Origin of the sequence: Paracoccus sp. N5 (assembly GCF_000371965.1) — a bacterium.
Taxonomy (GTDB): Bacteria; Pseudomonadota; Alphaproteobacteria; order Rhodobacterales; family Rhodobacteraceae; genus Paracoccus.
On record NZ_AQUO01000001.1, the window covers coordinates 2,117,101 to 2,135,794 of the forward strand.

General features: G+C 69.1%; 23 protein-coding genes. 19 read left to right on the top strand and 4 right to left on the bottom strand.

The genetic code is table 11. The features are described from left to right. Position 1: 1 nt before the first annotated feature. From PARN5_RS0110610 to cysE, 15 genes are all read left to right on the top strand, one after another. A complete protein-coding gene (locus PARN5_RS0110610; RefSeq protein WP_026155334.1) occupies positions 2–538 on the top strand; it encodes an HK97 family phage prohead protease in 537 nt (178 codons plus the stop codon). 22 nt (positions 539–560) lie between these two features. Continuing rightward, positions 561–1,727: a phage major capsid protein gene (locus tag PARN5_RS0110615; protein WP_017999751.1), complete on the top strand. Its 1,167-nt coding sequence runs from the start codon at positions 561–563 to the stop codon at positions 1,725–1,727. Between the two features lie 139 nt (positions 1,728–1,866). Continuing rightward, a complete protein-coding gene (locus PARN5_RS0110620) occupies positions 1,867–2,481 on the top strand; it encodes a hypothetical protein (RefSeq protein ID WP_026155335.1) in 615 nt (204 codons plus the stop codon). Continuing rightward, positions 2,478–2,828 (top strand): head-tail adaptor protein, encoded by a 351-nt coding sequence (locus tag PARN5_RS0110625; protein ID WP_017999753.1) that lies wholly within the window; start codon positions 2,478–2,480, stop codon positions 2,826–2,828. Before PARN5_RS0110620 ends, PARN5_RS0110625 begins: the two co-directional genes overlap by 4 nt. Then, positions 2,825–3,244 (top strand): DUF3168 domain-containing protein, encoded by a 420-nt coding sequence (locus tag PARN5_RS0110630; RefSeq protein WP_017999754.1) that lies wholly within the window; start codon positions 2,825–2,827, stop codon positions 3,242–3,244. The genes PARN5_RS0110625 and PARN5_RS0110630 overlap by 4 nt, the downstream gene beginning before the upstream one ends. Positions 3,245–3,256: 12 nt before the next feature. Next, the gene (locus PARN5_RS0110635; protein ID WP_017999755.1) at positions 3,257–3,670 is read left to right on the top strand and encodes a phage major tail protein, TP901-1 family; all 414 of its coding nucleotides are present in this window, start codon (positions 3,257–3,259) and stop codon (positions 3,668–3,670) included. Between the two features lies 1 nt (position 3,671). Beyond that, a complete protein-coding gene (locus tag PARN5_RS0110640; protein WP_017999756.1) occupies positions 3,672–3,989 on the top strand; it encodes a gene transfer agent family protein in 318 nt (105 codons plus the stop codon). Continuing rightward, positions 3,986–4,198: a phage tail assembly chaperone gene (locus PARN5_RS0110645; protein WP_017999757.1), complete on the top strand. Its 213-nt coding sequence runs from the start codon at positions 3,986–3,988 to the stop codon at positions 4,196–4,198. The genes PARN5_RS0110640 and PARN5_RS0110645 overlap by 4 nt, the downstream gene beginning before the upstream one ends. 87 nt (positions 4,199–4,285) lie before the next feature. Then, a complete protein-coding gene (locus PARN5_RS0110650; protein ID WP_081614995.1) occupies positions 4,286–4,891 on the top strand; it encodes a phage tail protein in 606 nt (201 codons plus the stop codon). Between the two features lie 3 nt (positions 4,892–4,894). Beyond that, positions 4,895–5,527 (top strand): DUF2460 domain-containing protein, encoded by a 633-nt coding sequence (locus tag PARN5_RS0110655; RefSeq protein WP_017999759.1) that lies wholly within the window; start codon positions 4,895–4,897, stop codon positions 5,525–5,527. Further along, on the top strand, positions 5,524–6,345 hold the full coding sequence (locus tag PARN5_RS21930; protein ID WP_017999760.1) for a DUF2163 domain-containing protein: 822 nt from the start codon (positions 5,524–5,526) through the stop codon (positions 6,343–6,345). Before PARN5_RS0110655 ends, PARN5_RS21930 begins: the two co-directional genes overlap by 4 nt. Next, positions 6,342–6,764: an NlpC/P60 family protein gene (locus PARN5_RS0110665; protein WP_017999761.1), complete on the top strand. Its 423-nt coding sequence runs from the start codon at positions 6,342–6,344 to the stop codon at positions 6,762–6,764. Before PARN5_RS21930 ends, PARN5_RS0110665 begins: the two co-directional genes overlap by 4 nt. A gap of 18 nt (positions 6,765–6,782) precedes the next feature. Beyond that, positions 6,783–10,673 (top strand): glycoside hydrolase/phage tail family protein, encoded by a 3,891-nt coding sequence (locus tag PARN5_RS0110670; protein ID WP_017999762.1) that lies wholly within the window; start codon positions 6,783–6,785, stop codon positions 10,671–10,673. After that, positions 10,666–11,388, top strand: coding sequence for a DUF2793 domain-containing protein (locus PARN5_RS0110675; protein WP_017999763.1), 723 nt, complete (start codon positions 10,666–10,668; stop codon positions 11,386–11,388). The genes PARN5_RS0110670 and PARN5_RS0110675 overlap by 8 nt, the downstream gene beginning before the upstream one ends. Positions 11,389–11,451: 63 nt before the next feature. Then, complete coding sequence (gene cysE, locus PARN5_RS0110680; protein WP_017999764.1) at positions 11,452–12,291, top strand: serine O-acetyltransferase; 840 nt, start codon at positions 11,452–11,454, stop codon at positions 12,289–12,291. Here the strand turns inward: cysE and PARN5_RS0110685 are convergent. Beyond that, the gene (locus tag PARN5_RS0110685) at positions 12,288–13,346 is read right to left on the bottom strand and encodes a quinone-dependent dihydroorotate dehydrogenase (RefSeq protein ID WP_017999765.1); all 1,059 of its coding nucleotides are present in this window, start codon (positions 13,344–13,346) and stop codon (positions 12,288–12,290) included. The genes cysE and PARN5_RS0110685 overlap by 4 nt on opposite strands. Next, on the bottom strand, positions 13,343–13,675 hold the full coding sequence (locus tag PARN5_RS0110690) for a DUF952 domain-containing protein (protein ID WP_017999766.1): 333 nt from the start codon (positions 13,673–13,675) through the stop codon (positions 13,343–13,345). Before PARN5_RS0110690 ends, PARN5_RS0110685 begins: the two co-directional genes overlap by 4 nt. 134 nt (positions 13,676–13,809) lie before the next feature. On the opposite strand from PARN5_RS0110690, the gene PARN5_RS0110695 reads away from it, so the two are divergent. After that, positions 13,810–15,408 carry a bifunctional metallophosphatase/5'-nucleotidase gene (locus tag PARN5_RS0110695; RefSeq protein WP_026155338.1) on the top strand — a complete coding sequence of 533 codons (1,599 nt, stop codon included), beginning with the start codon at positions 13,810–13,812 and terminating at the stop codon, positions 15,406–15,408. Positions 15,409–15,456: 48 nt separating this feature from the next. On the opposite strand, the gene PARN5_RS0110700 is transcribed toward PARN5_RS0110695, so the two are convergent. Together PARN5_RS0110700 and PARN5_RS0110705 are read right to left on the bottom strand one after the other, a co-directional pair. Further along, a complete protein-coding gene (locus tag PARN5_RS0110700) occupies positions 15,457–16,623 on the bottom strand; it encodes a Hint domain-containing protein (RefSeq protein ID WP_157403966.1) in 1,167 nt (388 codons plus the stop codon). Between the two features lie 132 nt (positions 16,624–16,755). Then, a complete protein-coding gene (locus PARN5_RS0110705) occupies positions 16,756–17,106 on the bottom strand; it encodes a metalloregulator ArsR/SmtB family transcription factor (RefSeq protein WP_017999769.1) in 351 nt (116 codons plus the stop codon). Positions 17,107–17,293: 187 nt separating this feature from the next. Here PARN5_RS0110705 and PARN5_RS0110710 point away from each other — a divergent pair, with 187 nt between their 5' ends. The 3 genes from PARN5_RS0110710 to PARN5_RS0110720 all read left to right on the top strand — a co-directional run bounded on the left by PARN5_RS0110710 (position 17,294) and on the right by PARN5_RS0110720 (position 18,676). Next, on the top strand, positions 17,294–17,635 hold the full coding sequence (locus PARN5_RS0110710; protein WP_017999770.1) for an AtpZ/AtpI family protein: 342 nt from the start codon (positions 17,294–17,296) through the stop codon (positions 17,633–17,635). A gap of 3 nt (positions 17,636–17,638) precedes the next feature. Further along, positions 17,639–18,379 carry a F0F1 ATP synthase subunit A gene (locus PARN5_RS0110715; protein WP_017999771.1) on the top strand — a complete coding sequence of 247 codons (741 nt, stop codon included), beginning with the start codon at positions 17,639–17,641 and terminating at the stop codon, positions 18,377–18,379. A gap of 63 nt (positions 18,380–18,442) precedes the next feature. Next, positions 18,443–18,676, top strand: a complete 234-nt coding sequence (locus PARN5_RS0110720) for a F0F1 ATP synthase subunit C (RefSeq protein ID WP_010394077.1) — start codon at positions 18,443–18,445, stop codon at positions 18,674–18,676. The last annotated feature ends 18 nt before the right edge of the window (positions 18,677–18,694 follow it).

Genomic DNA, 18,694 nt, shown 5'->3' on the forward strand with positions numbered 1-18,694 from the left:
CGTGAATTCAAAGGATTACGGCTTGGAGTTGAAGTATGCGGCCGGCGCCTCACTGGTGTCGGACGGCGCGCAGCTGGAAGGCTATGCCAGCCTGTTCGGCCTGGCCGACCAGGGCGGCGACATCGTCGTCAAGGGCGCCTATACCGCCAGCCTGAAGCGGCTGGCGGCGCGGGGCGACAAGGTGCGGATGCTGTGGCAGCACGATCCCGCCCGGCCCATCGGCGTCTGGGACGAGATCCGCGAGGACGACAAGGGCCTGTGGGTCAAGGGGCGCCTGCTGCCCGAGGTGGCGCAGGCCCGCGAGGCGGCCGCGCTGATCGCGGCCGGCGCCATCGACGGGCTGTCGATCGGCTATCGCACCATCGCGGCCGAGCGCGACGGCAAGGGCCGGCGGATGCTTTCCGAGGTCGAGCTGTGGGAGGTGTCGCTGGTCACCTTCCCGATGCTGGCCGAGGCCAAGGTCGGGCGCAAGTCCGACGGTGCATTGGAACTGGCGGCGGCCTTTCGGGCCGCGACCAAGGCGCTGCGCGCCGAGTGAGTTTCACCAAACGGAGGGGACGATGACCGAGGTGAAAGCCGCGGCCGGGGCGGACATGCCCGGCGACCTGGGGGCCGAGATGCTGGGGTTCGTCAATGAACTCAAGGCTTTCCGCACCGACATTCAGAAACGACTGGAAGCACAGGAACAACGCATGACCATGCTGGACCGCAAGACCCTTTCCCGCGCCCGCGCCCCTCTGTCGGCCGAAGCCGATGCCGGCGCGCCGCATCAGAAGGCCTTCGACGCCTATATCCGCCATGGCGACGACGGTGCGCTGCGCGGTCTGCCGCTGGAAGGCAAGGCGATGACCTCGAGCTCGGACGGCGGCTTCCTGGCGGCGCCGACGGTGGCCCTGCAGGTGCAGGATGCGCTGAACGTCACCGCCTCGCTGCGGCGGGTGGCGAATGTCGTCACGGTGGAATCGGCCAATTTCGAGATGCTGGTCGACATGGGCGACATCGCCAGCGGCTGGTCGACCGAGGCCGGCACCCAGGCTGAGACCGGCACCTCGACCGTGCAGCGGGTGGTGATCCCGGTGCATGAACTGTCGGCCATGCCCAAGGCCAGCCAGCGCCTGCTGGACGACGCGGCCTTCGACGTGGAAAGCTGGCTGGCCGGCCGCATCGCCGAGAAATTCGCCCGCGCCGAGGCCACGGCCTTCATCAGCGGCGACGGCGTCAACAAGCCCAAGGGTTTCCTGACCCATGCCAAGGCGGCCAACGCCAGCGCGACCAATGTGCAGATCGGCACCATCGCCTCGGGCGGGGATGGCGATTTCGCGGCCACCAACCCGGCCAATGCGCTGATCGACCTGGTCTATGCGCTGGGCGCGCAATACCGCGCCAATGCGAGCTTCGTGATGAACTCGAAGACCGCCGCCGCCGTGCGCAAGATGCGCGACACCGACGGCCGCTTCCTGTGGGCCGACAGCCTGGCCATGGGCCAGCCGCCGCAGCTGCTGGGCTATCCGGTGCTGCTGTGCGAGGACATGCCCGACATCGCGCGCGGCTCGTTCTCGATCGCCTTCGGTGACTTCAAGTCGGCCTATACCATCGTCGAGCGGCCGGACCTGCGCGTGCTGCGCGATCCCTTCTCGGCCAAGCCGCATGTGCTGTTCTATGCCACCAAGCGCGTCGGCGGCGGCGTCACCGACGCCCGCGCCATCAAGCTGATGGTCTTCGGCTGATCCACGGCCGAAGCGGGGGCCGCGCGGGCGATGCCCGACGAACCGGCCAAGCAACTGTCCGCACGCGCGACGGCGGGCATGCGCGGCCCCCATTTTCCGCCCTTGGGATGCAGGTTCCGTGCGAACGGGAGAGATGAAGATGATGCTTGTGGAATTGACGGCGCCCGCCATCGAGGCGCTGCCCGTCGCAGGGTTGCGCGACCATCTGCGGTTGGGAACCGGCTTTGACATGGCCGTGGACGCGGCCGAGACCGCCGCGCTGGGGGGCTTCCTGCGCGCGGCCATCGCCACCATCGAGGCGCGGACCGGCAAGGTGCTGCTGACGCGGCAGTTCCGGCTGCGGCTGGAAGAGTGGCGCGACCCGGCGGGCCAGCCCTTGCCGCTGGCGCCGGTCGGCAGCGTCGAGCGGGTCGAGATCACCGATGCGGCCGGCGTTGTCGTGCCGGTCGAGGGCGGCTGGCGACTGGTCCAGGACACGCAGCGGCCGATGCTGCTGCCGGAGGGCGCATGGCTGCCACGTGTTCCGAGCGGCGGTTTCGTGACGGTGACCTTCTCGGCCGGGTTCGGTGCATGGTGGGACTCGGTGCCGGCGGACCTGGCGCAGGCGGTGCTGATGCTGGCCGCGCGCTATCACGAGGACCGCAGCTTCGAGGGCAGCCAGGGCGCGATGCCCTTCGGGGTCAGCGCGCTGATCGAGCGCTGGCGCTCGGTCCGGGTGCTGGGAGGGCGCGGCGGTCCGCGCGGCCGGGCATGAAGGCGCCGCGGCTGACGGTGCCCTTGGTGGTCGAGACGCCGGTGCGCGCGCCGGACGGGATGGGTGGGTTCCGGCTGGTCTGGCAGGATGTCGGGCAGCTTTGGGCCGAGATGCGGTCGGGCGCGGGGGCCGAGCGTTTCGCCGAGGTGGGGGCGCAGAGCGTCGTCAGCTGGCGGATCACCGTCAGGGCGGCGCCTGCCGGCGACGCGCGGCGCCCGCGCCCGGAACAGAGGTTGCGCATGGGCGAGGGCGCCACGGCGCGGCGCTTTCGCATCGAGGCGGTGGCCGAGGCGGATGCCACCGGCCGCTGGCTGGTCTGCGTCGCGAAAGAGGAGTCCCTGGCATGAGCTATGCAGCGACGGCCGCGCTTCAGGCGGCGGTCTATGAGGCGTTGCGCGGCAGCGCGCCGCTGCACGACCTGGTCGGCGACGCGATCTATGACGCGATGCCGGTCGCGGCGCCCAGCGGCACCTATGTCGCGCTGGGCCCCGAGGAGGTGCGCGACGCCGGCGACATGACGGCGGCGGGGGCGAGCCACGATTTCGTGGTCTCGGTCCTGTCGGGGTCGGACGAGTCGAGCGGCTTTGCCGCGATCAAGGCGGCGGCGGTGGCGGTCTCGGACGCGCTGGAGGCGGCCGAGATCGCGCTGACCCGCGGGCATCTGGTGGGGCTGTGGTTCCTGCGCGCCCGCGCGCGGCGGGCCGAGAACGGCGCGGGGCGGCGGGTTGACCTGACCTTTCGCGCGCGCATTGACCTGGGTTGAGGAGAGACGGACATGGCGGTGCAGAACGGACGCGACCTGCTGATCAAGATGGACATGACCGGCGACGGCCAGTTCGAGACCATCGCGGGCCTGCGCGCGACCCGGCTGGGGTTCAACGCCGAGACGGTGGATGTGACGAGCCTGGAAAGCGAGGGCCGCTGGCGCGAGCTTCTGGGCGGTGCGGGCGTACGCTCGGCCAGCATCTCGGGCTCGGGGGTGTTTCGGGACGGGACCACGGACGAACGCGCGCGGCAGGTGTTCTTTGACGGGGAAGTGCCGCGCTTTCAGGTGGTGATCCCGGATTTCGGCGCGGTCGAGGGGCCGTTCCAGATCACCTCTCTGGAATATGCGGGCAGTTACAATGGCGAGGCGAGTTATGAGATTTCCATGGCCAGCGCGGGCGTCATCAGCTTCGTCGCGTTCTGAGATGGTCAATCCGCTGGCGGGCGAGGTCGAGGTCGTGCTGGACGGCCGGCCGCATGTCGCCAAATTGACCTTGGGCGCCCTGGCGGGGCTTGAGGCCGAGTTGGGCGCCGAGAGCATGATCGCGCTGGTCGAGCGGTTCGAGAGCGGCCGCTTTTCCAGCCGGGACGTGCTGGCCGTGCTGGTCGCGGGATTGCGCGGCGGCGGCTGGGCGGGCGACATGGACGCGCTGATGGCGGCCGAGTTCAAGGGCGGGCCGGTCGGCGCGGCCCATGCCGCGGCGGCGCTGCTGGCGCGGGCGTTCCGCATCGAGGGCACATGAGCGCCGGGCTGGACTGGCCCGGGCTGCTGCGCATGGGCCTCGGGCCGGCGCGGCTGGGCGGGCTGGGGCTGACGCCGGCCGCGTTCTGGGCGCTGACCCCGGCCGAGCTGGCGCTGATGCTGGGCGTCGAGCCGGGCAAGGGCGGGGCGATGACCCGCAACCGCCTGGCCGAGCTGGTCGCGCGCTATCCCGACCGGCCGGCAGGCTGAAACATCTGGAAAGGAGGCGCCGCCGTGGCGAACAAGGACGGATTCGACCGGCTGGACGAGGACGGCCCGGTCAACCTGGGCAAGAGCATGGACCAGAGCGGCCGCATGACCGCGGAGTTCGAGGCCGAGCTGGCCCGGCTGCGCGAGTCGATGGTCTATACCGGGCGCGAGGTCGGCACACTGACCCAGGGCATCGGCAGCGGGCTGCGCCGGGCGTTCTCGGGCCTGGTCTTCGATGGGCTGAAGCTGAGCGACGCCTTGAAGGGCATCGCGCGCAGCATGGCGGACACGGCTTTTTCCGTGGCGATGAAGCCGATCGAGCAGGCCTTGGCAGGCGCGATCGCGCAGGGCGTCAACGGCATGGTCTCGGGCGCCCTGCCCTTTGCCAACGGGGGCGCGTTCTCGCAGGGGCGGGTGCTGCCTTTCGCCAAGGGCGGCGTGGTCAGCCAGCCGACCTATTTCCCGATGCGCGGCGCGACCGGGCTGATGGGCGAGGCCGGGGCCGAGGCGATCATGCCCTTGCGCCGCGGTGCGGACGGGCGGCTGGGCGTCGCGGCGGCCGGGGGCGGCGGCCGGGCGGTGAACGTGACCTTCAATGTCTCGACCCCCGACGTGACGGGGTTCCAGCGCAGCCAGAGCCAGATCGCCTCGCAACTGGGGCGGCTATTGGCGCGCGGCGAAAGGAACGGGTGATCCATGGCTTTTCACGAGATCAGGTTCCCGGCGAACCTGTCCTTCGGCTCGGTCGGCGGGCCGGAACGGCGCACCGAGATCGTGACGCTGACCAACGGCCACGAGGAACGCCGCACGCCCTGGGCGCATTCGCGCCGGCGCTATGACGCCGGGCTGGGGCTGCGCTCGCTGGACGATGTGGCGGCGCTGATCGCGTTCTTCGAGGCGCGGGCCGGGCAGATGCACGGTTTCCGCTGGAAGGATTGGTCGGATTTCAAATCCTGCGCGCCCAGCGTGGCGCCGAGCCATCTGGACCAGGACCTAGGCGTGGGCGACGGGGTGCGGCGGGTGTTTGCGCTGCGCAAGGCCTATGCCTCGGGCCCGGCGCGCTATTGGCGGCCGGTGGCGAAGCCGGTCGAGGGATCGGTGCTGGCCGGGGTCGGGGCCGTCGAGAAGCGCGAGGGCGTGGATTACACGGTCGATCTGGCCAGCGGTGAGATCAGTTTTGCGGTGCCGCCGGATGCGGGGGCGGTGGTCACGGCCGGGTTCGAGTTCGACGTGCCGGTGCGCTTCGACACGGACCGGATCGCGGTCTCGGTTTCGTCCTTTCAGGCGGGGGATCTGCCGCAGGTGCCGGTGGTCGAGGTGCGGATATGAGCGAGACGATTGCGCGGGCATGGGCGGTTTCCCGCAGCGACGGGCTGGTGCTGGGCTTTACCGACCACGACCGGGCGCTGGCCTTCGACGGCATCGCCTTTCGGCCCGACAGCGGGCTGACGGCGCGGGCGGTGGTGCAGAGCTCGGGCCTGTCGGTGGACAACAGCGAGGCGGTCGGGGCGCTATCCGACACGGCGATCACCGAGGCCGACCTGATGGCCGGGCGCTGGGACGCGGCCGACGTTCGGCTGTGGGAGGTGGATTGGGCCGATACCGCCAACCGGCGGCTGATCTTTCGCGGCCATCTGGGCGAGGTGGTGCGCAGCGGCGCGGCCTTTCGAGCCGAGTTGCGCGGGTTGTCCGAGCCGCTGAACCGCGGGCAGGGCCGGGTCTATCACCCGCGCTGCTCGGCCGAGCTGGGGGATGGCATGTGCCGGTTCGACCTGACGCGGGCGGGCTATTCTGCCGAGGGCGTGGTGCAGGTGGCCGAGGATGGGCAGCGTTTCGTGCTGTCCGGGGTCTCGGGCCTGGACACGCGCTGGTTCGAGCATGGGCGGCTGGTGGTGCTGTCGGGTGCCGCGCAGGATCTGTCGGGCATGGTCAAGGTTGACCTGGCGGCCGCCGGCGGGCGGCGTGAGGTCGAGCTTTGGACCGGGCTTGGCATCCATCCCGGCGTCGGTGACCGCGTGAAGCTGATCGCGGGTTGCGACAAGCGGGGCGAGACCTGCCGGATGAAGTTCCTGAACTATCCGAACTTTCGCGGCTTTCCGCATTTGCCGCCCGAGGACTGGCTGATCGCGCCCAAGGTGAACCGATGAGCGCGGTAGTCGAGGCCGCCCGGGCCTGGATCGGGACGCCCTATGTGCATCAATGCTCGGCCAAGGGGGTCGGGACGGATTGCCTGGGGCTGGTGCGGGGTGTCTGGCGCGAGCTTTGCGGCCCCGAGCCCGAGAAGATGCCGGCCTATACCCCCGACTGGGGCGAGGCGGGGGGCATCGAGTTGCTGCTGGGCGGGGCCGGTCGGTTGCTGCGGCCGGCCCCGGATGAGCAGCCGGGCGACGTGCTGATCTTTCGCATGAGGGTCGGCGCGGTTGCCAAACATATGGGAATTCTGGCGGAAACCGGCGCGGCGCCGAGCTTCGTCCATGCCTATGACCGGCATGGCGTGGTCGAAAGCCCGCTGTCGGCGCCGTGGCGGGCGCGGATCGCCGGGCGTTTCCGGTTTCCGCCGCTGTAAGAGAAAGGTGAGGGCGCAATGGCGACGATTCTGCTGTCGGCGGTCGGGGCATCGCTGGGGGCCGGCTTTGGCGGCACGGTTCTGGGGCTTTCGGGTGCCGTCATCGGCCGGGCCGTGGGCGCCACCTTGGGCCGGGTCATCGACCAGCGCCTGCTGGGCTCGGGCTCGAAGGCGGTCGAGACCGGGCGCGTGGACCGGATGCGGATCCAGACCGCGGGCGAGGGCACGCCGATCCCGCGGCTGTGGGGGCAGATGAGGGTGCCGGGCCATGCGATCTGGGCCGGGCCGCTGGTCGAGGTGCGGCGCAAGCAGGGCGGCGGCAAGGGCACGGGCCCCAGCGTGACCTCGATCAGCTATCGGCTGAGCTTCGCGCTGGCGATCTGCGAGGGGCCGATCCTGGGCATCGGCCGGGTCTGGGCCGATGGCGAGGAGGTTGCGGCCGATGATCTGAACATGCGCGTCTATCCGGGCGACGAGGCGCAATTGCCTGATCCGGTGATCGCTGCGCAGGAAGGCGACGCGGCGCCGGCCTATCGCGGCATCGCCTATGTCGTCTTCGAGGACCTGGCGCTGGAGAAATGGGGCAATCGCGTGCCGCAGCTGTCCTTCGAGGTGACGCGCGCTGCGAAGCAGGGCCGCGGGCTGTCGCGCGAGGTGCGGGCCGTGGCGATGATTCCGGGCACCGGCGAATATTCGCTGGCGACCCAGGCGGTCAGCTATGACAAGGGCCTGGGCGAGACCCAGGTCATCAACCACAACACCGCTCTGGCGCCGACGGATTTCCAGGCCTCGATGCGGGTGCTGGGGCGCGAGTTGCCGAATGTCGGCTCGGTCTCGCTGGTGGTGTCCTGGTTCGGCGACGACCTGCGGGTCGGCGACTGCACGGTCCGGCCCAAGGTCGAGGACCTGTCGCGCGACGGGCGCGAGATGGCCTGGCGCGCGGGCGGGGTCGGGCGCAGCGGTGCGGCCGAGGTCGCGCGGGTGAACGACCGGCCGATCTATGGCGGGACGCCGGCGGACGGCTCGGTCATCCAGGCGCTGCGGGCCATCGCCGAAAGCGGGCGCAAGGCCGTGTTCTATCCGTTCATCCTGATGGAGCAACTGGCGGGCAACGGCCGTCCCGATCCCTGGAGCGGTGCGGGAGATCAGCCGGTCATGCCCTGGCGCGGGCGCATCACCACCAGCATTGCGGCTGGGCGCGAGGGCAGTCCGGCCGGCACGGCGGCGGCTGCGGCCGAGGTCGCGCGCTTCTTCGGTGCGGCCGAAGCGGAGCATTTTTTGCGCGATGGCGAGATCATCCGCTACGACGGGCCGGAGGAGTGGTCCTATCGCCGCTTCATCCTGCATTACGCGCATCTTTGCGCGGCGGCGGGTGGCATCGACGCCTTCCTGATCGGCTCGGAAATGATCGGGCTGACGACGATCATGGGGGCGGGGAACAGCTTTCCGGCTGTGCAGCAGTTGCGGCGGCTGGCGGCGGATGTGCGGGGCATTCTGGGCGAGGCGGTCAAGATCGGCTATGCCGCCGACTGGTCGGAATACTTCGGCCATCATCCCGGCAATGGCGACGTGCATTTCCATCTGGATCCGCTGTGGGCCGATGAGAACATCGACTTCATCGGCATCGACAATTACATGCCTCTGTCCGACTGGCGCGAGGGCGAGGACCATCTGGACGCCGGTTGGAAGCGGATCGACAACCCGGACTATCTGCGCGCTAATGTCGCGGGCGGCGAGGGCTACGACTGGTATTACGCCCGCGACGTCGACCGGACCATGCAGCTGCGCACGCCGATCGTCGATGGCGCGCATGGCGAGCATTGGGTCTGGCGCTACAAGGACATTCGCAACTGGTGGCTGAGCGAGCATCGCAACCGCATCGGCGGCGTCAGGCAGGCGCAGGCGACGGCGTGGCAGCCGCGGTCAAAACCGATCTGGTTCACCGAGATGGGGTGCGCGGCGCTGGACAAGGGCACCAACCAGCCCAACAAGTTCCTGGATGCGATGAGCTCGGAATCGATGCTGCCCTGGTTCTCGGACGGGCGGCGCGACGATCCGATGCAGGCGGCCTATGTGCGCGCCATGACCGAGTTCTGGGGCGATCCGTCGAACAATCCGCCGCGGGCGGCCTTTGGCCGGAGCGGGGCGGGGCGGATGATCGACATGGCCCGCGCGCATGTCTGGTGCTGGGACGCGCGGCCCTATCCGGCATTCCCGGCGCGCACCGACCTGTGGTCTGACGGCCCGGCGTGGGAGCGGGGGCATTGGCTGAACGGTCGCGCGGGTGCCGTGCCTCTGGCCGATGTCGTGGCCGAAATCTGCCGCGAGGCGGGGGTGCGGGCATTCGACACCGAGGGCCTGCGCGGGCTGGTGCGCGGCTATGCCCTGACCGGGGCCGAGAGCGGGCGCGCGGCCTTGCAGCCCTTGATGCTGGCGCATGGTTTCGATGCGGTCGAGCGGGACGGCGTGCTGGTCTTTGCCATGCGCGGCGCGGGAGTCGATGCCGAGCTTGGCCCGGACGACATGGCGCTGGCCGAGGAGGTCGAGGCCGTCGAGGTCTCGCGCGCGGCGGAGGCCGAGATGGTCGGGCGCATCCGGCTGACCCATGTCGAGGCGGGGGCGGATTACGCCGCGCGCACGGCCGAAACGCTGATGCCGGGGGCCGAGTTCCTGGCGGTCTCGGACAGCGAGCTGGCGATGGCGCTGACGCGGGGCGAGGGGCAGGCCATGGCCGAGCGCTGGCTGTCGGAATCGGCGGTGGCGCGGGATGCGGTGCGTTTCGCGCTGCCGCCGTCGCTGGGCCATCTTGGCCCGGGCGACGTGGTGCGGCTGGCCGAGCCTCGGGTCGAGGCGCGGCGCTGGCGCATCGACCGGGTCGAGCGCGCCGGCGCGATCACCGTCGATGCCGTGCGGGTCGAGCCGGGGGTCTATCGCCCGGCCCGGGTGGTCGAGGGCGAGACGGTGGCGCGGGCCTTTGTGCCGCCGATTCCGGTCTGGCCGCTGTTTCTGGACCTGCCGCTGCTGCGTGGCGACGAGGCGCCGCATGCGCCGCATCTGGCGGTGACGGCGACGCCCTGGCCGGGCGCGGCGGCGGTCTGGGTCTCGACCCAGCAGGTGGGCGGCTATTGGTTGAACCTGACGGTGGCGGCGCCTTCGGTCATGGGCGTGACCCTGGGGCCGCTGTCGGCGGCCCGGCCGGGGGTCTGGGACCGCGGGCCGGCGCTGCGGGTCCGGGTCAAGGGCGGCAATCTGGAATCGGCGTCCGTCGAGGCGTTGATGTCGGGGGCCAATCTGATGGCCATCGGCGACGGCTCGGCCGAGGGTTGGGAGCTGCTGCAGTTCGCCGAGGCGCGCCTGGTCTCGGCCGGGGTGTGGGAGATCGCGACCCGGCTGCGCGGGCAGGCGGGCACGGATGCCTTCATGCCCGAGGTCTGGCCCGCCGGCAGCACGGTGGTGCTGCTGGACGGGACGGCGCAGCAGGTGGACCTGCCGCCCTCGGCGCGCAACCAACTGCGGCACTGGCGGATCGGGCCGGCGGCGCGCAGCCCGGACGACGCGAGCTATCGCCATATCGCCGCCGCCTTCCGCGGCGCGGGGCTGCGGCCGCTGTCGCCCTGTCATCTGGAGGTTTCCGGCCGGGTCGTGACCTGGATCCGGCGCACCCGGGTGCAGGGCGACGGCTGGGACGGGCCCGACGTGCCGCTGGGCGAGGCGCAGGAGCGTTACTCGGCCCGGCTGGTCCGGGACGGGCAGGTGCTGGCGCAGGCGGTGGTTTCGGAACCGCGCTGGGCGGTGCCGGAAAATGCCTGGTCGCAGGTCATGGCCGGGGGCGGTTTCGCCGTCGAGGTGGCGCAGCTTTCCGACACGTTCGGGGCTGGGCCGTTTGCTAGGAGGATGATCGATGCCTGAGAACACGACCGCGAATTGCGGCCTGCCGCTGCTGCTGCCGGCCCAGGCGCAGAAGCATGTCACGGTGAATGACGCGCTGATGCGCCTGGACGGGCAGCTGGACCTGGTGCTGCAAAGCCTGACCCGGATCACGCCGCCCGAAACGGTGGTGGACGGGCTGTGCTGGGGCGTGCCGCAGGGCGCCGTCAACGCCTGGGAGGGGCAGGGCGGCAAGGTCGCCATCGGCGCCAATGGCGGCTGGATCTTCGTCCAGCCCGCCTATGGCCGGCGCGCGGTGATCGCCGATCAGGGGGTGGCGGCGATCCATGACGGCGCCGTCTGGGTGCCGGGGGCGGTGACGCTGGGCCAGCATGGCTCGGGCATGATCGCCCGGCAGATGTCCGAGGACGTGACGCTGGGCGCCGGGGCCTGGTCCGAGAGCTCGATGATGATCCCGGCGGGGGCGCTGGTCATAGGCGTCACCGGGCGGGTGCAGCAGGCCATCACCGGCAGCGCGACCTCGTGGACGCTGGGAACCGAGGGCACCGCCGACAGCCTGCGCCAGTTCGGGCAGAGCCTGGGCAAGACGCAGGGGTCCTGGGCGCGCGGGCTTTTGTCACCTCCGGTCGTGTTCTGGCAGCCGACCGCCTTGCGCCTGACCGCGACCGGCGGCCAGTTCGCCGGCGGCCGGGTGCGGCTGGTCCTGCATTGGTGGGAGTTGCGGTTGCCCGACTGACGGCTTTCCGCGCCCGTCGGTTTCAGTTAAGAATGAAGGATGAAACTGACGGGCGGGCCCCGAATGAACCTGCAAAAAGACATGATCGAGCCGCTTTCCGACATGCGCGACGCTCCGCGCGATTCGGTCTGGGGACGCATCCAGCGCGAGGCGCGCATCGCCGTGCGCGACGAGCCGCTGCTGGGCGCGCTGATCCATGCCGGGCTGCTGCATCACGCGACCTTCGAGGCGGCGCTGGCCTATCGCTTTTCGCTGAAGCTGGCCTCGCGCGAGATGAGCGAGCAGATCCTGCGCGAGATCGCGGACGACGCCTTCGCGCGGTCGCCGGAACTGTCGGCCTCGGCGCAGGGCGACCTGCTGGCGGTCTATGAACGCGACCCGGCCACGCATCGGCTGATGCAGCCGATCCTGTTCTTCAAGGGCTATCAGGCGCTGCAAGCCTATCGCATCGGCCATTGGCTGTGGGAGCAGGGCCGGCGCGACATGGCCTATTTCGTGCAGATGCGCTGTTCCGAGGTCTTTGGCGTCGACATCCACCCGGCGGCCAGGATCGGCACCGGGGTGATGATCGACCACGCCCATTCCATCGTCATCGGCGAGACGGCGGTGGTCGGCAACGACGTGTCCATGCTGCATTCGGTGACGCTGGGCGGCACCGGCAAGGAAGACGGCGACCGCCATCCCAAGATCGGCAATGGCGTGATGATCGGCGCCGGCGCCAAGGTGCTGGGCAATATCCGTGTCGGGCACCATTCGCGCATCGCCGCCGGCTCGGTGGTGCTGAGCGAGGTGCCGCCCTGCAAGACCGTGGCCGGTGTGCCGGCGCGGATCGTGGGCGATGCGGGCTGTTCCGAGCCGTCCAGCAGCATGAACCAGCTGCTGGGCCACGAGGATTTGTTCTAGAGCCAGTCGGCGTTGCCGCTGCCGGTCAATTCGGCCAGCGTGAGGTTTTCGCGTGCGAGTCGGGCGTCGATGTCGCGCGCGATTTCTGCGGCCAGCGAAAACCCCTTGTAGATCAGCGCGGAATAGACCTGCAGCGCCGAGGCACCGGCACGGAGCTTTTGCCAGGCCTGCTCGGACGAGCCGATGCCGCCGACGCCGATCAGCGGCACGCGGCCCTGCGTTTCGCGGTGGAGGCGGGCGAGCACGCGGGTCGCGCGGTCGAAGAGCGGCGCGCCGGAAAGGCCGCCGGCTTCGCCCGCGTGGGGCGAGGTCAGGCCATCGCGCGACAAGGTGGTGTTGGTCGCGATGATCGCATCGACCGGCGCGGCCAGCGCCACGGCGGCGATGTCGGCCAGCCCTGCGTCGTCGAGGTCCGGGGCGATCTTGATGAAGACAGGCGGGCGGTTCGGCAGACCATCGCGCGCGGCTAGCACGCCTTGCAGAAGCGCGGCCAGTGCCTGCGGGCCTTGCAGGTCGCGCAGTCTTTCGGTGTTCGGGGACGAGACGTTGACGGTCAGGAAATCGGCATGGGCGCCGGCGATGCGCACGACTTCGGCGAAATCGGCGCTGCGGTCGGCGCTGTCCTTGTTCGCGCCAATGTTCAACCCGACGGGGATGCCGGCGGGGCGCCGGGCCAGGCGTTGGGCGATGGCTTGCGCGCCTTCGTTGTTGAAGCCGAAGCGGTTGATGATGGCGCGGTCCTGGGTCAGGCGGAACAGGCGCGGCTTGGGGTTGCCGGGCTGCGGGCGCGGGGTGGCGGCGCCGATCTCGACGAAGCCGAAGCCGGCGCGCATCAGCGCGGGCAGGGCGCGGGCGTTCTTGTCGTAGCCGGCGGCCAAGCCGACCGGGTTCGGCAACTCGAGCCCGGCCAGCTGAAGCCGCAGGCGCGGCGAGGTGACGGGCGCGCCGGGCAGAGGCACCAGCCCGCGTTGCAGCACGACGATCGAGAGATCATGCGCGCGTTCGGGGTCGAGGCGATGCAGCGCGGCTAGACCCAGCCGCTCGATAGGGGTCATGCCAGGTCTCCGATGTCGTGGCCGCCGGGGCCGAGCGGCAGGGGGCGGGACCAGAGCACGTCCTCGGCCCGCAAGTCGCGGTAGAGATGCGGAAAGAGGTCGCCGCCGCGCGACGGCTCCCAGCGCAGGGGCTCGAGCCTTTCGGTCTCGACGGCGAGCAAATGCAGGTCCTGTTCGCCGGCGAAATGCTTGGCGAGCGTGCCGGGCAGCTGTGCCGCGGTCGACAGGTGGATGTAGCCATCGGCCAGATCGACCGGCGCGCCGGCGCTGCGGCCATCGCGCAGGAATGCCTGGTATTCGGAGTCGCGGAAAATCTTGTAGGCCAGCATGGCCGGTTCATGCGTCGCGGGTGCTGCGTCGTCAAGCATGAACCTTTGGCGACATACGGCTTCGTTGGTTGACGCCTGCCGGGGCTTCGACCAATCTTCCCCACGTCCAGACATTTCGCGACGAGAGGGTTAAGATGAAACGTTGGCTCCTGGTGTCAGTGGCAGTGATGCTGTCCTCGGGTGCGGCGCAGGCGGATTTCACGCTGCACGTTCTGCATACCAACGATTTTCACAGCCGGATCGAGCCGATCACCAAATACGACAACACCTGCGATGCCGAGGCCGAGGCCAAGAACGAATGTTTCGGCGGCGTCGCCCGGCTGGGTGCCAAGATCACCGAGCTGCGCGACCAGCTAAAAGCTGACGGGCAGAATGTCGTCGTGCTGGACGCCGGCGACCAGTATCAGGGCAGCCTGTTCTATACGACCTACAAGGGCAAGGATACGGTCGAGTTCATGAACGCCATCGGCTATGACGCCATGGCGGTCGGCAACCACGAATTCGACGACGGGCCGGGCGGGCTGCAGATCCTGGCCGAAGGGGTGAAGTTCCCGGTCGTCTCGGGCAACCTGGACCTGTCGCAATCGCCCGAGCTGAAGGGCAAGGTCGGGGCCGCGCTGACGCTGGATGTCGGCGGCGAAAAGGTCGGCATCGTCTCGGCACTGGCGATGGACACGCCCGAGACCGCGGCGCCGGGCGACAAGGTCATCTTCAAGGACGACATGGACAGCCTGAAGGCCGAGGTGCAGGAGCTGACCGACGCCGGGGTGAACAAGATCATCGCGCTGACCCATTCCGGCTATAAGCGCGATCAGCAGTTCGCGGCCGAGGTCGCCGGCATCGACGCGCTGATCGGCGGGCACAGCCATACGCTGCTGGGTGACATGGAGGGCGCCGAAGGCCCTTATCCCACCATGGTCAAGGGCGAGGGCGGCGTCGAGGTGCCGGTCGCGACGGCCTATGCCTATGGCAAATACCTGGGCCATCTGGTGCTGACCTGGGACGACGCCGGCAAGCTGGTCAAGGTCGAGGGCGAGCCGATCCTGCTGGATGCCTCGGTCACACCGGATCCCAAGCTGGCGGCGCGGGTCAAGGAGATGGCAGCGCCTATCGAGGAGCTGAAGGCCAAGCGCGTGGCCGAGATCGCCGCGCCCATCGACGGCAGCCGCGAGACCTGTCGCGCCAGGGAATGCGAGATGGGCAATGTGGTGGCCGAGGCGATGCTGGCGCGGGTCAAGGACCAGGGCATCGCCATCGCGATCCAGAACGGCGGCGGGCTGCGGGCCTCGATCCAGGCTGGGCCGGTTGCCATGGGCGACGTGCTGTCGGTGCTGCCGTTCCAGAACACGCTTTCGACCTTCCAGCTGAAGGGCACGGACGTGATCGCGGCGCTGGAGAACGGCGCGAGCCAGATGGAAGAGGGTGCCGGTCGCTTCGCGCAGGTCGCGGGGCTGAAATACACCGTCGATCCTGCGGCTGAGGCCGGTCACCGGATCAGCGAGGTGCAGGTCCAAGATGGCACGAACTGGGTGCCGATCGACCCGAACGCGACTTATGGCGTGGTGTCGCAGAACTACATGCGCGGCGGCGGGGACGGCTACAAGGTTTTTGCCGAGAAGGCGATCAACGCCTATGACTTCGGGCCCGATCTGGCGGATGTGCTGGCGGACTACCTGGCGCGGCAGGGGCCGGGCTTCACGCCGAAGCTGGACGGGCGCATCACCGTGAAATGAGAAAGGGCCGGGCTTTTGCCCGGCCCTTTTTGCGTTCTGGCGCCCGGTTCAGGCCGGCAGGAAGGCGCGGTCGTGGCGCAGGTGGCGCTCGACCAGCTTGCGGCCCTGGCGGCCGGTGGTCAGGCGCCGGGCCGGGTCTTGCGGCAGCGTCGGAAGCAGGGCGCGGATTTCGCGCCGTGCGGCGGCCGAAAGCGCGAGCAGCGCCTGCGGTCCGGTCAGCAGCGATTCCGTCCAGATGCCGTTCGAGCGAACCAGCTCGTGCCGGTCGAAGAGCAGATGCAGGTAGCGCACGCCCGCAGCCGGCCGCAGCGCGCGGATACCGGGCAAGGCGGTCAGATGCTTGGCTGCGACCAGCACCTGGTCGGCGCCGAACATCCGCGCGGCGATGGCCGAGCGCAGCAGGACGCGATGCTGCGGCGAGACCAGCAGATCGCGCGCCGGCAGGTTCGGACCCAGCGCGTCGCGCGGGATCAGAATGGGACACAGGTTCGGCTGCAGGTCCAGTTGCCGGCCGTCCAGCGCCGTCCCGCCGATCCAGCGCAACGCTTGCACGCCGTGATCGCGGGTCAGAACCGCATCTCCGGACTGCAAGTCCTCGATGGGTTTTGCGCCGGTGGGGGTCTCGATCAGGGTGCCGGAGGTGAAACAGGGCGCCGCCGGCACCGTCGGGTCATAGGCGACCGAGGTCTGGCCGACACCGATCTTGTAGCTGCCGACATAGGTGAAGTCCGCCGCGGGATCGAACTGCGGCCAGGTGGGTTGACCACCCGAATCCAGCCGCATCTTCGGCAGGATCAGGGCGCTGTGGCGGCCGCCAAGCTCGAGCGGATAACCCGAGACGTCGTAATCCACATAGGTCGGGAAGCAGACATAGAATTCGTTCCCCGCCGCGTCCCGCAGGATCGCGGCATCCTGGAACGAGATCCGCTGACCCGCCGGCAGCGTCTCGGCCGCGCCGTCGGGGCCGAAGCTGGCGGGCTCCAGCAGCGCCTGGCCGTCGTCGCTGCCGGGGTCGTCGTAGAAACTGCCCGAACCGCCACGCGACAGATAGCCGAAGCGCGGATCGTCGTCCTCGATGCGGATCTCGCCCATCCTCGCCTCGGCGAAGCTGATCTCGCGACGGTTGAGGAAGGGCAGATATTTGTCCGACCCCGTCGCGCCGGGGTCGTTGTAAACCTGGCTCGGGAACGTCGCCATCGCGATACGGTATTCCATGGCAGCCTCGGAAACAATCACAGGTTGTCAGGCTTGATACGAATCCGGCGCGCCAAATATCAATAAAAGGTTAATTTGTCGCCGCACGGCAAGGCCGGCATGTGGCGATCTTGCAACTTTTGCGCGAGTTGACTAGGCCTCAGGCTCATCGCCCAGCGGCAGGGCGTGGCGCAGGAAACGCTCGAAATCGTCGAGATCCACCGGCTCGAACTGACCGAAACCCTGCATCCAGACCGAGGCGTTGCGCAGCCCGTCGGGTTCCAGCTTGCACCAGATGATGCGGCCGCGCCGTTCCTGCCGGATCAGCCCCGCCGCCGCGAGCACGGCGAGATGCTTGGAAATCGCCGCCAGGCTGACCTGGAAGGGCGCCGCGACATCGGTCACCGCCATGTCGTCCTCCAGCAGCATGGCAAGGATCGCCCGCCGCGTCGGGTCGGCGAGGGCCGAGAAGATGGCGTCGAGGCTGGGTTGCGGCGCGGACATCGGGCTTTGCTTAACTGTCCGGTTGAATATGGTCCGGAAGCACCACCGGCCGCAAGTCCGGGATTTCCCGTGCCGACGCGATTCTCATAATCTTGTAATTTCAACGCATTGCAGCGGGACCCGCATTGCTTGACTCGGGGGGCATCAGCCCCTATCACCGCCGCAACCGATAACGGGGGTGTGAGCCGTGGCCGAGGACGACCATGACGCCGCGCGGGCCCGGGACGCGGAGCGGCTGCGCGCGCTGGAGACCCGGCTGGGTGAGAAGGCGAAGGAAGAGCCGCCTTCGCGCGGGGAAGAGCATTTCAGCCAGGCCAACATGGCCTGGCGCATGGTGACGGAACTGGTGGCCGGTCTGGGGATCGGCTTCCTGATCGGGTTCGGGCTGGACTATGTGACCGGCTTGCGGCCGGTCTTCATGGTGGTCTTCGTGTTGCTGGGCCTTGCGGCCGGCATCAAGACCATGATGCGGACCGCCAATGAGATAGGCAAGACACCGGGTCAGCCCGGCGACGACAAGGGTGAGTGACAAATGGCAGAAGAAACCGGTGGCCTGACCTTCCATCCGATGGATCAATTCGTCGTCAAGCCGCTGTTCGGCGGCGAGCTGAACTGGTACACGCCGAGCAACGCGACGCTGTGGATGGCGCTGGCCGCCCTGGCGATCACCGCGCTTCTGGTCTTCGGCACCCGCGGCCGCGCCATCGTGCCGAACCGCCTGCAATCCATCGCCGAACTGCTTTACGGCATGGTCCGCAAGATGGTCGAGGACGTGACCGGCAAGGACGGGCTGAAATACTTCCCCTATGTGATGACGCTGTTCTGCTTCATCCTGTTCGCGAACTTCCTGGCGCTGCTGCCGAAATCCTTCTCGCCGACCTCGCATATCGCGGTAACGGCGGTGCTGGCGGTCATGGTCTTCCTGGGCGTCACCATCCTGGGCTTCGTCAAGAACGGCGCGCATTTCCTGGGCCTGTTCTGGGTCAGCTCGGCGCCGTTGGCGCTGCGGCCCATCCTGGCGGTGATCGAGCTGATCTCGTATTTCGTGCGCCCGGTCAGCCACTCGATCCGACTTGCGGGCAACATCATGGCCGGCCACGCGGTGATCAAGGTCTTTGCCGCCTTCGCCGCCATCGCCGCCATCGCGCCGATCTCGGTCGTCGCCATCACCGCCATGTATGGCCTCGAGGTGCTCGTCGCGCTGATCCAGGCCTATGTCTTCGCCATCCTGACCTGCGTCTATCTGAAGGACGCCCTGCATCCGGCGCACTGAGCGCCGGACCCGCAGTCGGGACCACATCGAAAAACCCTTTCCAAAGCCTCAAGGAGCATGAACATGGAAAATCTGGGTCAACTGGGACAGTACCTCGGCGCCGGTCTGGCTTGCGTCGGCATGGCCGGTGCGGCCATGGGGGTGGGCAATGTCGCCGGCAACTACCTGGCGGGCGCCCTGCGCAACCCGTCGGCCGCCGCTTCGCAGACCGCCACGCTGTTCATCGGCATGGCCTTCGCCGAAGCCCTGGGGATCTTCTCGTTCCTGGTCGCGCTGCTGCTGCTGTTCGCAGTCTGATCCTTTGCCATCCTTGCG